This window comes from Streptococcus zalophi, assembly GCF_016481285.1.
In the GTDB taxonomy this organism is placed as follows: Bacteria; Bacillota; Bacilli; order Lactobacillales; family Streptococcaceae; genus Streptococcus; species Streptococcus zalophi.
Window position 1 is genome coordinate 178425 of the sequence record NZ_JAENBP010000001.1, and the last position, 14547, is coordinate 192971.

Here is a 14547-nt window from a genome sequence, read left to right on the forward strand (position 1 = left end):
ATTGGAGTGAACCATGACCATTAAACTAATCGCTATTGACATTGATGGCACATTAATCAACAATCAAAAAGAAATTACCGACGACGTCTATGACGCGATTCAAGATGCCAAACAAGCTGGTGTTAAAATTGTTATTACAACAGGAAGACCTTTCGCTGGTGTGACACACCTATTAGAAAAACTTAATCTTAAAGAAAATGGAGATTACGTCATTACTTTTAATGGTGGATTAGTGCAAGAAACACTGACTGAAAATGAACTGATTAAAGAAGGTCTTAGCTATAATGACTACCTAGATTTAGAATGGTTGAGTCGAAAATTAGGTGTTCACATGCATGCTATCACTAAAGATGGTATTTACACTACTAATAAAAATATCGGAAAGTATACTGTCCACGAAGCTACGCTGCTTAGCATGCCAATTTTTTATCGCACACCAGAAGAGATGGCTAATAAAGATATCATCAAAATCATGTTTATTGATGAACCAGATATTTTAGATCAAGCTATTGCAAATATTCCCGAAAGATTCCAAAAAAAATACGGTTTGGTTAAATCTCAACCCTTTTATCTAGAAGTTGTTAATAAAAAAGTAAGCAAAGGCAATGCTATTATCCATCTTGCTGAAACATTAGGGATTGATATGTCTGAAACAATGGCTATTGGAGATGAGGAAAATGATCGCGCAATGCTTGAAGTGGTTGCAAGTCCTGTTGTCATGGCAAATGGTAACCCAAATCTTAAAAAAATCGCCAAATACATTACAAAATCAAACGAAGAAAGTGGCGTTGCTTATGCCATACGCCAATGGGTATTAAAATAATGTTAACCTATAAAATAGGATTATCTCCAAAAGAACATGATGATTTTGTCAAAAACAGTTCCCAAACTAATCTTTTACAAAGTAGCCAATGGGCCAAAGTAAAAGACAATTGGGATAACGATATTATTGGTTTTTACAGAGATGAACAATTAGTAGCCAGTGCTGCTATTTTAATCAAACAATTACCCCTTGGAATGACCATGTTATATATTCCAAGAGGTCCAGTAATGGACTATACTGACAAAGAATTGGTTCAATTTGTTATAGACTCTCTCAAAAAATATGGTAAAACTAAAAAAGCCCTCTTTATTAAATTTGACCCAGCCATCTTATTACGTCAACACCTTCTAGAGGAAGAGGGAAAAGATAATAAAGAAACGCTTGAAATTATCTCAACACTTGAACAAGCTGGTGCTTCATGGAGTGGTTGTACTATAAAAATTGAAGAAAGTATTCAACCTCGCTATCAAGCTAATGTCTATACACAAGAAAACATTGAAGAAAGCTTTCCAAAACATACTAAAAGACTCCTAAAAAAAGCTAATAATCGTGGTGTGATGACCTATAGAGCTAGTAAAGAAGATATTGATGCTTTTGCTGATGTTGTGGCACAAACAGAAGAAAGAAAAGGTGTTGCTCTTCGCAATAAAGAGTATTTCAAAAAAATGATGACTATTTTTGGAGATGATGCTTACTTACACCTAGCAAAAGTTAATTTAAAACAAGGTCTTTTGGATTATGAAGAACAGTTAAAAGAGATTGAGGCACAAATTGCTCAAACGCAACCTCATCAAAAGAAACGTTTGAACAAATTAACAGAACAAAAAGAATCTGTTGCAAAATACGTTGCAGAATTTGGAGAATTTGTTAAAAAATACCCAGATGAATTAGTGATTGCTGGTATTTTATCTATCCGTTTTGGAAATGTCATGGAAATGCTTTATGCTGGAATGAACGATGAATTCAAAAGCTTTTTCCCTCAATATACCCTTTATCCTAAAGTTTTTAAAGATGCCTATCAAGATGGGATTATCTGGGCTAACATGGGAGGCATTGAAGGAACTTTAGACGATGGTTTAACAAAATTCAAGTCTAATTTTAATCCAATGATTGAAGAATATATCGGTGAATTTGATATTCCGGTTAACTCCGTTTTATATGGATTATCAAAAAAAGCCTACCAGATACGTAAACAAATGAGGAGCAAGCATTAATGGCCTTTACCGAACTTACAAAAGAAGAATTTCTCACTCACATCAGATCCGTTCAGTACAAATCCTTTATGCAATCTGAAGAAATGGCTACGCTCTTTAGAAAAAGAGGCTATGAGGTATCATATGTTGGTTTAAAAGTTGAACAAGAGATCAAAGTGTCTGCACTAGTCTATATGATGCCAATGACTGGTGGCCTTCATATGGAAATCAATAGTGGTCCTGTTTCTTCTGATACACGTTTTTTATCTGAATTTTATAAGGGGCTAATAAGCTATGCCAAAGAAAAAGGGGCTCTTGAATTAATTGTAAAACCCTTTGATACCTATCAAACCTTTGATAGCGATGGTAAACCAACAAGTAAACCTAAAAAAGAATTGATAGAAATACTCACCAACCTAGGTTATCATCATGATGGTTTGTTGACAGGCTATCCTGGTGGTGAACCAGACTGGCACTATGTGAAAGATTTGAAAACCATCACTAGTGATCATCTGTTACAATCCTTTAGCAAAAAAGGCAAGCCACTTGTGAAAAAGGCAAAAACATTTGGTATCACTTTGAAAAAATTAAAACGTGACGAGTTGTCAATCTTTAAAGACATAACGGCATCTACTTCTGAAAAGTATGGCAATGTTGATAAACCACTTGATTATTATGAAGATTTCTTTGATAGTTTTAAAGATAAAGCAGAGTTTATGATAGCTACTTTAAACTTCAATACTTATCTACAACACTTGAATCAAGATCAAGAAAAATTAAAGCAAAAAGTAGAACAGTTGCAGCAACGTTTTGAAAAAATACCATCTACCAAAACACAAAATCAATTGTCTGAATTACAGCAACAAATAGAAACATTTGATATCAGAAAAAAAGAAGCACAGCAGTTTATCACAGAATACGGTGATCAAGAAGTTGTCTTAGCTGGAAGTCTTTTTATCTATACTAAACAAGAAGCAGTGTATCTCTTTAGTGGTTCCTATGTGGCATTTAATAAGTTTTATGCACCAGCACTGTTACAAGAATATGTTATGTTAGAAGCGATTAAAAAACATATTCCACTTTATAATTTCCTTGGTATTACGGGAGATTTTGACTATGAAGATGGGATTTTACGTTTCAAACAAAACTTTAATGGTTATATCACTCGTAAGATGGGAACTTTTAGATATTATCCTAGTCCATTTAAATTTAGACTACTGCAAGGAATTAAAAAGATTCTAGGCAGATAAAGAAAAAACACTTGTTTTAAAACAAGTGTTTTTTTATGATTCATTTGATTAGTTAGCAAAATCAAGAAGTGCCAAGAAACTATCTGGTTGAAGAGAAGCTCCTCCAACTAAAGCACCATCTACATCTGGACAAGCCATATAATCGGCAATATTTTCAGGTTTAACAGAACCACCATATTGAACACGTACTTTATCAGCAACGTCTTGTCCAAAATCAGCTGCTACTACTTCACGAACAGCTTGACACATGTTTTGAGCATCATCTTTAGTTGCTGATTTACCAGTACCAATGGCCCAAATTGGCTCATAAGCAATGACTAATGAAGACACTTGCTCTTCAGATAAACCTTTAAGTGCTGCTGATACTTGTGCACCAACAAATTCTACTGCTTTACCAGCTTCGTAAGTTTCAAGTGTTTCACCACAACAAATAATGGGAGTCATGTTATTTCTAAAAATAGCATGCGCTTTTTTATTAATATCTTCATCAGTTTCATGGAAATATTCGCGACGTTCTGAATGACCAATAATAACGTAGTCCATACCCATATCAGAAAGTACTTTTGGACTAGTTTCACCAGTGAAGGCACCAGCATCTTCAAAATAAGTATTTTGAGAGGCTACTTTTAATTGGCTACCTTTACTTGCTTCTTTAACACTGTGAAGTAAAACTGGTGAAGCACCAATAACAGATTCTACTACTTCATTTGATGGCAAGTTATCTTTGACAGCATTAACAAAATCTACTGCTTCTTGCACATTTTTATTCATTTTCCAGTTTCCTGCAATAATTGGTTTACGTGACATTTCACTACCTCTTCTTTTTTTATTTACATTGTATATTATATCACATTTCATCAATCTTTAAAAGATTTATCTAGTAGCAACAGAAAAAAGCTCTATCAAGATAGAGCTTTTTTTATTTGTTGTCTGACAAATAATTGTTATCTGGGAACTTAATTTCTTAAGCTTCGATTTCTGAAACGATACCTGAACCAACAGTACGTCCACCCTCACGGATTGAGAATGTTGTACCTTGTTCAACAGCGATTGGGTGAATCAATTCAACATCGATAGTCACGTTATCACCAGGCATAACCATTTCTGTACCTGCTGGAAGTTCAATTGAACCTGTTACGTCAGTTGTACGGAAGTAGAATTGTGGACGGTAGTTGTTAAAGAATGGAGTGTGACGTCCGCCTTCTTCTTTAGAAAGGATATACACTTCACCTTTAAATTTAGTATGTGGATTGATTGAACCTGGTTTAGAAATAACTTGTCCACGCTCAATTTCATCACGTTGGATACCACGAAGAAGAACACCGACGTTGTCTCCTGCAAGACCTTCGTCAAGTTGTTTACGGAACATTTCAACTCCAGTAACAACTGCTTTCTTTTTCTCTTCTTTAATACCAACGATTTCAATTTCATCGTTAACACGAACAGTACCACGATCAATACGTCCTGATGCTACTGTACCACGTCCAGTGATTGAGAATACGTCCTCAACTGGAAGAAGAAGCGGTTTGTCAGTATCACGTTCTGGTTCTGGAATATACTCATCAACAGTTTTCATCAATTCCATGATAACATCTTCTGCTGCTGTATCACCTTCAAGCGCTTTAAGAGCTGAACCTTGGATAACTGGAAGATCATCTCCAGGGAATCCATATTCTGATAATAGGTCACGGATTTCCATTTCAACTAATTCAAGCAATTCTTCATCATCAACAAGGTCAACTTTGTTCATGAAGACAATAAGATGTTTAACACCAACTTGGCGTGAAAGAAGAATATGCTCACGAGTTTGTGGCATTGGTCCATCAGTTGAAGCCACAACAAGAATAGCTCCGTCCATTTGAGCAGCACCAGTAATCATGTTTTTAACGTAGTCCGCGTGTCCTGGAGCATCAATATGTGCATAGTGACGAGACTCAGTTTCATACTCAACGTGTGCAGTATTGATAGTGATTCCGCGTTCGCGTTCTTCTGGAGCAGCATCAATAGAAGCGTAGTCTTTAGGCTGGTTTACAGCACTAGGAAGACGACGTGCAAGTACAGTTGTAATTGCTGCAGTTAGGGTAGTTTTACCATGGTCAACGTGTCCAATTGTACCAATGTTAACGTGGGGTTTACTACGATCGTATTTTTCTTTTGCCATTTAGGAAAAGCCTCCAATAAAATATATTTTATAGATAGACCATACTTACACAGTCTAACTTTACCTTATTATTTTAACAAATTACAGCGAAAAAGCAAGCCTTTTATAACTCTTTTAACAATTTCTTTATTTTGTCAGATGATGGTAAGGTTTTATTTCAACGGTTTGACCAATATTGGAAGCATAGATCCATTCTTTATTTTTCAGTGCTTCAAATTTTTCTGATTGCCCTGTTATAATAACGCCTGAAAATTTTGCTGTTCCACTATCAGGATTATTATTAATAAAACTTAGAACATCTTCTTTTATTTCAAATTGACCATTTTCCCAACCATAACTACTTTCAATCCATTGATTATCAAGTGCTGATTGTAGATTTTTGATAAAAACATCATAATTACTATCAAAATCAACACCATCTGGAGATTGATTAGGGTCTTCATATAATTTCATTCCATATAAATCACTTGGATAAAAATCAACCGTATCAAGATTACTTGTTGTCCCAATCCAATACCAATTAATCATTAAATTATCAGGAATCATGTTTCTTATTTCATCTAAAGTATAAGGTTTATCAAAGGTGACTGCCATTTCTATCGCTAGTCCCTTTAAATCAGATGAAAAAGTAATGTCTTGTGTTAATTGATGATAACTATCTGAAGTATACTGGTGATTGATATTATAGAAATGAGGAAATTTATAATGACTAGCATGGGTATAACTTGACTGACCATCATCACCTTCTAATAAGTATTCACCATGATTGTTATTGCGACTTACGTTCAAAGAATAGTAACCTTGGTAAGGTTCAAAAGGAACCTGAATACCATCAATATTCTTGTAGCGGTGTGACTCAAAAACACCTGTAAACTGGCTAGTAACATTAAAATGCCAATTACTATAATCAATATTGGGATAGGCAATTTCAGAAAGTAGAAGATACCTATCTTTTAACTCCTCACCATGTTTTTTAGTTAGTTCATTCAATCCTTTATATCCTAAAAATAATAAAGCTAATACAACCAAAACGCTGGCACTAACCGTTTTAATAAATTGTTTGCGTTTATTTTTTTGAGCAATTTTTTCAAAAATGTTTATTTCCATCGTTATATCCTTTCTGGAGTAATAATGTTTTCAATTGTTGTCGTCCTCGGTACAAATTTGTTTTGACTTGTGATTGACTCATACCAAGAAGCTTTGCTGTTTCTTTAATAGTAAAGCCTTGAAAGTAATAACAGTCTAAAACCAGTTGATAACGTTCACTCAGTTCTTCAATGGCTTCATATAAGTAGGAATAACTATCATCGTCATATTTTAGCCAATCTTTTTCATTGAAAAAAGATTTTTGAATCAGCTCATGGTACTTTTTATCCCGTCTATAGCGATCAATATATAACCTAATCGCTGAGCGATAAAACCAAGAACGCAATTTATCAAGAGGGAGGATAATCTCACTTTCAAGTAACTTCACTAAAATGTCTTGGGTAATATCAAGACTATCTTCTTTTGAAATAGTTGACTTTCTTAAATAAAAACTAACTTCTTGAGCTATTTTTACCAATTCAGTCTCATAAGCATCTAGTTTAATTATCCCCACCCCCTTTCACTAATATAACGAATAAGATGATTAAAAGGTTACAAAACGTAAAAAAATCTGCCTAGGGCAGATTTTAACTATTGATAATAATCTTCCTCATAATAAGTCTCATCAACATCTTCATAACTTTCTTCAATTTCACGATAAATCTCTTCTCGTTTCTCATTGGCATCAATATTTAACACTAGTCCAATAGCAACAGACAAGACTAAAAGACTATTTCCTCCTTGAGAAAGAAATGGAAATGTTACTCCGGTTGATGGAATTAAGCCTGAAACTCCTCCAACATTGACAAAGACTTGTGTTAATAATAACCCACCTACTCCAAGAGCTAAGATAGAATTAAAGGCATTTTTAGATTTGATACCAACCAAAAGAATTCTTAAAATCAAAAAGAATACCAAGGCAAGAATTAAACCAGCTCCAATTAAACCCAGTTCTTCTATAACGATGGAAAACACAAAATCGGTATGTGCTTCTGGTAGATAACCTTTCTTTTCTATAGAATTACCAAGACCTCGACCAAACCAACCACCATTACTCATGGCATAATAAGAATTGGCCAGTTGTAAACCTGCTCCTTGAGCATCTTGAAAAGGATCAAAGAAAGCTGAAAAACGTGAAGCGATATAACCGAAAATTGGAATTCTTTCAATAGTTTGAACACCAACAATCCCAATAAAACCAAGTATGGCAGCAGAAACAGCTGTTAAAGTGGTTAAAACTGCTGAAAACCATTTATAGCCAATACCACTAACACTGTACATTAAAATAACTGTTAGTAAAATGATAGTAGCGTTTCCCAAGTCAGGCATGGCAACTACTAAACCGATAAGTCCTGCCGAAATAAAACGCCAATCAACAAAACTTCTTGGCAAAAGATACCCTTTAGTCAGGGCTTGATAATCGTATACCTCAATTGATTTTTGTTCTTTGGCAAAACTATAGGCCAAATACCAGACCATTAAAAATTTTAAATATTCTGCCGGTTGAAAAGTGATTGGCCCAAGTGAAATCCAGCCATAAGCACCATTAACGCGTGGGAAAAATCTTGCGGCAATTAGTAATATCATTTCAATAAAAAGAGCAAAACGCAATAGCGGTCCATTTTTTAAAAAATTTAATTTCAAGCGATAAATAAAGGTGATCGCTGCTAAACTGAGCACCAAAAATAAACTTTGATTTCTCACTAAACTAAACGGACTAACACCATCTTGAATCAAGTTGGCACTTGTTGTTGAATAAACAATAATTAAACCAATAATAGACAAAGCTAGATAAGGTAATAAAATAGAATAGTTTAAGAGATGTCTTTTATCAATTTTCATATTTTCTCCTAAAAAGACGAATTGTATGAGCATTATACCATTTTTAACACTCAATTGCTATGACCTTACAAACCAGACCAACCCAAGCACCAAAAGAAATAGTAAAAGCATTAACCTGAATTTCTAAGACCAGTGGCAATACCATTTATCGTGATATGGATTTGCTTTTCTTCCGCTTCACTAAGTTCTCCACGTCTCATGCGATTAATCAATTCAATTTGAACATAGTTTAAGACATTAAAATAAGGTAGGCGATAATCTAAACTTGACTTCAAATAAGGATTATCTTCTAGCAAATCTTCTCGTTTTTCAATAGCTAGAATGGTATTTTTTGTTAGTTGCCATTCATCTAAAATGGTATGAAAAATATCACGAATACTCTCATCTTCGCACATTTGAGCATAACGAAAAGCAATATTCATATTAGATTTTGAAAGCACCATATCAACATTTGATAATAACGATCTAAAGAATGGCCATTTTTCATACATGGCTTGTAATTTTTCAAGATTTCCTTCTTTTTCATCAATAAAGTGTTTAAAACTTGTTCCAACACCATACCAACCAGGGAACATCACCCGATTTTGAGACCATGAAAAGACCCATGGAATGGCTCTAAGTCCTGTAATTTCGGTGATAGTTTTTCGCGCGGCAGGTCTTGAACCAATATTTAGACTTGAAATTTCTCGAATAGGACTTGCTGCAAAAAAGTAGTCATAAAAATTAGGATGTCCAAAAACTAGATGACGATAATGATGATAGCTATCTTCAACAATAGCATCCATAATGTCTCGATACTCTTCTAATTCAGTGGAATCAACAATTAACTGAGTAACCATACGATTTAAAGTAGCAGACATCAACATCTCTAGGTTATAATAAGCAGCATCTTTATTTCCATACTTATTCCCGATTACTTCACCTTGTTCAGTCACACGAATATGGTCATTGATGGTACCAAAAGGTTGAGAGGTAATCGCTTCATAAGAAGGTCCACCACCACGACCTACTGTTCCACCTCTCCCGTGGAAAAAGGTAATTTTCGCCTTGTTTTTCTTACCAATTTCAGTTAATTCTTTTTGAGCTTTATAGAGTGTCCAAACCGATGATAAATAGCCACCATCTTTATTACTATCTGAATAGCCAAGCATTATTTCTTGATAGTTTCGATGATGCTCTAACCATTTCTTGACCAAATCAATTGAGAGATAGTCATCCATAATTTGAGGTGACTTATTTAAATCTTCAATTGTTTCAAATAATGGCACTATTTGAACACGCGCTTTTTCACTATCAACTAAACCTACTTCCTTTAACAAGACAGCCAATTCTAGCAGATCAGAAACTGTTTCTGAGTGAGAAATGATATGTTGTTTAATAATATCTTCTCCCATTTTGTCTTTTAATTCTCTAGCCATTTGAAAAATAGCCAGTTCCTTTTCAAGACTAGGCGACTTTGGCAGATGAGTCGCAGATAAAATCCGAGGATCTTTTGTTAATTGTTTTATCAACAGTTGACATTTTTCTGGCTCAGATAAATCGCTGTAATTTGAAGCGATATTGGCTGTCTTTAACAATTCAGCGACACTTGCTTCATGAACACTTGAATCTTGGCGCATATCGATACTTGCTAGATAAAAGCCGAAAATATCAACAGCTTGTAATAATTCACCAAAATCACCTTTAATTAAATTATCACCATTATTGACTAGTAAAGAATCTTTTATCACTAATAAATCTTTTTCAAACTCTGTCACATTGGCATAAAGAGGTGAGATTTTTTTATCTTGCGTGAGGTAGGTTAGGGTATTTTCTAATTTTAATTGAATATAGTGAAAAGCTCTACGATACGGTTCTTTTTCTCTAAATTCAGATTTGTCTGTTGAACAAGCGGCAAGTTCTTCTAGTTCTTTTGATGTCTTAGAAATCGTTACAGAAATTGAAAACAAAGCATATAAGGACTGGACTTTTTCAATATAATAATTGAGAATAACTTCTGCTTGAGTGATGGCAGAAAGACGCAAAGTCTCTGCCGTAACAAAAGGATTCCCATCACGGTCTCCGCCAATCCACATGCCCATTGTTATAGGCTTAGGATGATTAAGAACAATTCCTCTTTCTCTTGCTAGTCGTTTATATTCAATAACTAAGTCGGTAATGGCAACAATTAAAGATCTATCATAGTAACCAGTAACATTTCTAATTTCATTTTTGACCTTTAATTTTTTTTCACGAATAATATCTGACTGCATAATCATCTCAATATGACGACGAAGATCATTTAGCCATTTTTCAGTGTTGATAAGACCAGCTTTGGCATCTCGGTGTTGTCTTAACAATAGATAAATTTCGTAAGTCAAATCTAACATTGATTGACGTTGTACTTGGGTTGGATGTGCAGTTAAAACAGGAACAACATTCAAATTTTCTAATATTTCTTGACCTTGCTCATCAGCCACTACATCTTCTATAGCTAGAGAAAGTTTGCCTAAATAGTCTTTTTTGGTATTGTTTTGATAATTTACTTCATAAGCTAAATCAACATCTTCAGCAATGTTAATTAACAAAGGAAGAATAGAAAAATAGCGAGAAACAATTTCAGTTTCTTCTGTATTTAGACCTGAAATAGCTTTTTCTAACGCTTGATAGTCATGATTGATAGATAATTTAGCTAATGATTTTATCGTTTCAAATGAATCATTTCCAACCATTTGACGTGTCACATCTTCTAGTAAATTGGTTAGAACAATCACATCTTCATTGATTTGTTTTTTATTGTTTCTGCTTTCTAGTTTTCTAATAACCACTGTTTTTTCTACTCCTACCCTATTTTTCTAATAACTATCATATCATTTTACCAAAAAAAGTAAACTAAAGAGAGAATCTCTCTGATGAAAAAAATTCTTTAAAACAAGGTCTCTAAATCACTATCTTCTTGCTTTTTTGTTATACTAGTCCTAACAAAAAATGGAGGATACTCATGGAACAAAAGAAACGTTCAGAATTCTCTGAAAATGAGCTTTGGGATTTAACAGCGCTCTATAAAGACAGAGAAGATTTTTTAAACGCTATTGAGACTGCTCTTGAAGAAATTAAACAGTTCTCACTCAATTACAAAGATAACTTACACACTGTTCATGATTTTAAACAAGCCCTAATGGTGCTTGAACAAATATATATCCAGATGAGTCATATCAGTACCTATTCTTTTATGCCACAAACTACTGACTTCAATAATGAAGAATTTGCTCAAATCGCTCAAGTTGGTAGTGATTTCATGACAAAAGCAAATGTTCTTTTAAATTTCTTTGAAAATGCTTTAGTGATGGCTGATGATGCTATTTTAGAAGAATTAGAGAAAAATTCTTACTTTAGCGCTTATATTCGTGAGGCAAAAATCAAGAAAAAACACTATCTGGACCCTGCTGTTGAAAAAACCTTAGCTAATCTTGGAGAAATTTTTAGCAGTCCACAAGACATCTATACTAAAATGCGCGCTAGCGATTTTTCTATGAATAGTTTCAAAGTTAATGGAAAAACATATCCTAACAGTTTCATCACATATGAAAATGTTTATCAAAATCACGAGGACGCCGAAGTAAGACAAAAAGCCTTTCGTTCCTTCTCAGAAGGATTGAGGCAACATCAGCATACTGCAGCAGCAAGCTATTTGGCACAGGTTAGATCTGAAAAAATCATTTCAGACATGCGTGGTTATAACTCTGTCTTTGATTACCTTTTAGCTGATCAAGAAGTTGATAGAAGCATGTTTGACCGTCAAATTGATTTAATTATGACCGAGTTTGCACCAATTGCTCAACGATATATCAAACATGTCGCCGAAGTAAATGGTATTGAAAAAATGACTTTTGCTGATTGGAAACTTGACCTTGATGCCAAAATGAACCCAGAAGTCTCTATTGATGATGCTTATGACCTAGTAATGAAATCAACTACACCACTTGGTGAAGAATACCAAAAAGAAATTGCTCGCTATCAAACGGAACGTTGGGTAGATTTTGCTGCAAATAGTGGTAAAGACTCCGGTGGTTATGCCGCCGATCCATACAAGATACATCCTTATGTTTTAATGAGCTGGACAGGAAAAATGAGTGATGTTTATACTCTCATCCATGAAATTGGTCACTCAGGACAATTTATTTTTTCAGATAATCATCAAAGTTACTATAATACCCATATGTCAACTTACTACGTTGAAGCTCCTTCCACACTGAATGAACTGTTATTAAGCGATTATCTTGAACGAGAATTTGATCATCCAAAACAAAAACGGTTTGCCTTGGCTCACCGCCTAACAGATACTTACTTTCATAATTTTATCACTCATCTATTAGAAGCTGCCTTTCAGCGAAAAGTCTATACACTTGTAGAAGAAGGAAAAACCTTTGGAGCAGAGCAACTCAATCATCTGATGAAGTCAGTGTTAACAGAATTTTGGGGTGATGCTATTGTTATTGATGATGATGCTGCCTTAACATGGATGCGACAAAGTCACTATTACATGGGACTTTATAGCTATACTTATTCAGCTGGTCTTGTCATCTCAACTGTTGGTTACCTTAATATTAAAAATAATCCTGATGGAGCAAAACAATGGTTAGACTTCTTAAAATCAGGTGGAAGTCAAACACCAATAGAAACAGCTAAAATCATTGGTGCTGATATCTCAACAGAAGAGCCCTTAAGACAAACCATATCATTTTTAGAAGAAACTGTTGATCAAATTATAAAATACAGTAAGGAGTTAGAACATGCCTAAATTATCAGATTTTACCGTTAAAACAATCACAGACGAGGACTTTAGTTTATCTGAATTCGATGGCAAAGTCACTTTAATCGTAAATACTGCTACTAAGTGTGGGTTTACACCTCAATACGAAGGACTACAAACACTTTACGATTTATACCATGAAAAAGGATTTGAAATCCTTGATTTCCCATGTAACCAGTTCAAACAACAGGCTTCCGAAGACATCTCAGATATTAATCAGTTTTGTCAACTAAACTACAATACTTCATTTCATCGTTTTAACAAAATTAAGGTTAACGGTAAAGAAACACATCCTCTTTATCAATGGTTAAAAAATGAGAAAAAAGGGCCGTTTGGTAAGGTTATTGAATGGAATTTTGCTAAATTTCTTGTTGATAGAAATGGAAATGTTGTTGAGCGATTTTCTTCTAAAACAGAACCCAAGTCAATGGTTGATGCAATTGAAAAATATTTGTAACTCTGTTGTTTTGATTTTTTAATAGCTTTAGGATAAAATAGAAGCAATGAGAAAAAGAATAAAACCGATTATTGTGGTGATTTTCTTTGGTTTAATAATTTCATTTTTAGTCAAATCAAAACTGACTATTGAAGCACAAAACAATGCGACCTTAGAAATGGCTAAAAATAATATTCCCAAAGTAACCCAAACCATAATACCTACGGTCGAAATGACTGAAGAAGAGCCGTTTGTGCTGAACCCGATTATTGATCTTTCTGGTTGGCAGCTTCCTAGTGATATAGATTACGATACCTTATCACTAAATATCTCAGGAGCTATTGTCCGTGTGTTTGGGGGATCCCAAATCACCAAAAAAAATAATGCTGCTTATACAACTGGAATTGATAAATCGTTTAAAACACATATCGAAGAACTCCAAAAAAGAGATGTTCCTGTAGCTGTTTATGCCTATGCACTTGGTAAAAATGTTAAAGATATGAAGGAAGAGGCGAGACTATTTTATGAGAATGCTTCCCCTTACAATCCAACTTTTTATTGGATTGATGTTGAAGAAAAAACCATGCCTGACATGAATAAAGGTGTTGAGGCTTTTCGTAAGGAACTCAAAAAACTAGGGGCAAAAAACGTTGGGATTTATATCGGTACATTCTTTTTAGAAGAACATGATATTTCTACCAGCAAATTTGATGCCATCTGGATTCCAACCTATGGTTCTGACTCTGGTTACTATGAAGCCGCCCCTAATACTTCAATTGATTATGACTTGCATCAATACACTTCAAGAGGCTATATCAATGGCTTTCCTAATTCTCTTGATCTTAACCAAATTTCTGTTCTAAAAGATCGAAAAACGACTTTTGAGAAATTATTTGGTAAAATCAAAGAGTAATCACAGACTAGTTTTTTGGAGAGCAATCAACTTGACAAATGCCTTTCAATC

12 protein-coding genes are annotated in these 14547 nt (G+C 34.2%); 6 read left to right on the forward strand and 6 right to left on the reverse strand.

Annotation, left to right across the window (positions count from 1 at the left end):
- The first annotated feature begins 13 nt into the window (after nucleotides 1-13).
- Genes yidA through JHK64_RS00770 form a run of 3 tightly spaced genes read left to right on the forward strand, consistent with a single transcriptional unit; the run spans nucleotide 14 to nucleotide 3266 of the window.
- Nucleotides 14-823, forward strand: coding sequence for a sugar-phosphatase (gene yidA / locus JHK64_RS00760; protein ID WP_199567090.1), 810 nt, complete (start codon nucleotides 14-16; stop codon nucleotides 821-823).
- Nucleotides 823-2037 carry an aminoacyltransferase gene (locus JHK64_RS00765; protein WP_199567091.1) on the forward strand — a complete coding sequence of 405 codons (1215 nt, stop codon included), beginning with the start codon at nucleotides 823-825 and terminating at the stop codon, nucleotides 2035-2037. Before yidA ends, JHK64_RS00765 begins: the two co-directional genes overlap by 1 nt.
- Nucleotides 2037-3266 carry an aminoacyltransferase gene (locus JHK64_RS00770; protein WP_199567092.1) on the forward strand — a complete coding sequence of 410 codons (1230 nt, stop codon included), beginning with the start codon at nucleotides 2037-2039 and terminating at the stop codon, nucleotides 3264-3266. The genes JHK64_RS00765 and JHK64_RS00770 overlap by 1 nt, the downstream gene beginning before the upstream one ends.
- 48 nt (nucleotides 3267-3314) lie before the next feature.
- On the opposite strand, the gene tpiA is transcribed toward JHK64_RS00770, so the two are convergent.
- From tpiA to ppc, 6 genes are all read right to left on the reverse strand, one after another.
- On the reverse strand, nucleotides 3315-4073 hold the full coding sequence (gene tpiA, locus JHK64_RS00775; protein WP_199567093.1) for a triose-phosphate isomerase: 759 nt from the start codon (nucleotides 4071-4073) through the stop codon (nucleotides 3315-3317).
- A gap of 157 nt (nucleotides 4074-4230) precedes the next feature.
- Nucleotides 4231-5427, reverse strand: coding sequence for an elongation factor Tu (tuf, locus tag JHK64_RS00780; protein WP_199567094.1), 1197 nt, complete (start codon nucleotides 5425-5427; stop codon nucleotides 4231-4233).
- Between the two features lie 126 nt (nucleotides 5428-5553).
- Entirely contained in the window at nucleotides 5554-6534 is a 981-nt protein-coding gene (locus JHK64_RS00785; protein WP_199567095.1) for an anti sigma factor C-terminal domain-containing protein, read from the reverse strand.
- A complete protein-coding gene (locus tag JHK64_RS00790; RefSeq protein WP_199567096.1) occupies nucleotides 6515-7027 on the reverse strand; it encodes an RNA polymerase sigma factor in 513 nt (170 codons plus the stop codon). Before JHK64_RS00790 ends, JHK64_RS00785 begins: the two co-directional genes overlap by 20 nt.
- 77 nt (nucleotides 7028-7104) lie before the next feature.
- Nucleotides 7105-8355 (reverse strand): cell division peptidoglycan polymerase FtsW, encoded by a 1251-nt coding sequence (gene ftsW / locus JHK64_RS00795; protein ID WP_199567097.1) that lies wholly within the window; start codon nucleotides 8353-8355, stop codon nucleotides 7105-7107.
- Between the two features lie 110 nt (nucleotides 8356-8465).
- Nucleotides 8466-11162 (reverse strand): phosphoenolpyruvate carboxylase, encoded by a 2697-nt coding sequence (ppc, locus tag JHK64_RS00800; RefSeq protein WP_199567098.1) that lies wholly within the window; start codon nucleotides 11160-11162, stop codon nucleotides 8466-8468.
- Between the two features lie 173 nt (nucleotides 11163-11335).
- Here ppc and pepF point away from each other — a divergent pair, with 173 nt between their 5' ends.
- The 3 genes from pepF to JHK64_RS00815 are packed head-to-tail and all read left to right on the forward strand — an operon-like array spanning nucleotide 11336 to nucleotide 14496.
- Nucleotides 11336-13135, forward strand: coding sequence for an oligoendopeptidase F (gene pepF, locus JHK64_RS00805; RefSeq protein WP_199567099.1), 1800 nt, complete (start codon nucleotides 11336-11338; stop codon nucleotides 13133-13135).
- Complete coding sequence (locus tag JHK64_RS00810) at nucleotides 13128-13604, forward strand: glutathione peroxidase (RefSeq protein ID WP_199567100.1); 477 nt, start codon at nucleotides 13128-13130, stop codon at nucleotides 13602-13604. Before pepF ends, JHK64_RS00810 begins: the two co-directional genes overlap by 8 nt.
- A 46-nt stretch (nucleotides 13605-13650) precedes the next feature.
- Nucleotides 13651-14496 (forward strand): glycoside hydrolase family 25 protein, encoded by an 846-nt coding sequence (locus JHK64_RS00815; protein WP_199567101.1) that lies wholly within the window; start codon nucleotides 13651-13653, stop codon nucleotides 14494-14496.
- The last annotated feature ends 51 nt before the right edge of the window (nucleotides 14497-14547 follow it).

Excerpts from the sequence above, each read along its gene's own strand:
- yidA (WP_199567090.1), top strand. The coding sequence starts at position 14 with ATGACCATTAAACTAATCGCTATTGACATTGATGGCACATTAATCAAC.
- JHK64_RS00765 (WP_199567091.1), top strand. The coding sequence starts at position 823 with ATGTTAACCTATAAAATAGGATTATCTCCAAAAGAACATGATGATTTT.
- JHK64_RS00770 (WP_199567092.1), top strand. The coding sequence starts at position 2,037 with ATGGCCTTTACCGAACTTACAAAAGAAGAATTTCTCACTCACATCAGA.
- tpiA (WP_199567093.1), bottom strand. The coding sequence starts at position 4,073 with ATGTCACGTAAACCAATTATTGCAGGAAACTGGAAAATGAATAAAAAT.
- tuf (WP_199567094.1), bottom strand. The coding sequence starts at position 5,427 with ATGGCAAAAGAAAAATACGATCGTAGTAAACCCCACGTTAACATTGGT.
- JHK64_RS00785 (WP_199567095.1), bottom strand. The coding sequence starts at position 6,534 with ATGGAAATAAACATTTTTGAAAAAATTGCTCAAAAAAATAAACGCAAA.
- ftsW (WP_199567097.1), bottom strand. The coding sequence starts at position 8,355 with ATGAAAATTGATAAAAGACATCTCTTAAACTATTCTATTTTATTACCT.
- pepF (WP_199567099.1), top strand. The coding sequence starts at position 11,336 with ATGGAACAAAAGAAACGTTCAGAATTCTCTGAAAATGAGCTTTGGGAT.
- JHK64_RS00810 (WP_199567100.1), top strand. The coding sequence starts at position 13,128 with ATGCCTAAATTATCAGATTTTACCGTTAAAACAATCACAGACGAGGAC.
- JHK64_RS00815 (WP_199567101.1), top strand. The coding sequence starts at position 13,651 with ATGAGAAAAAGAATAAAACCGATTATTGTGGTGATTTTCTTTGGTTTA.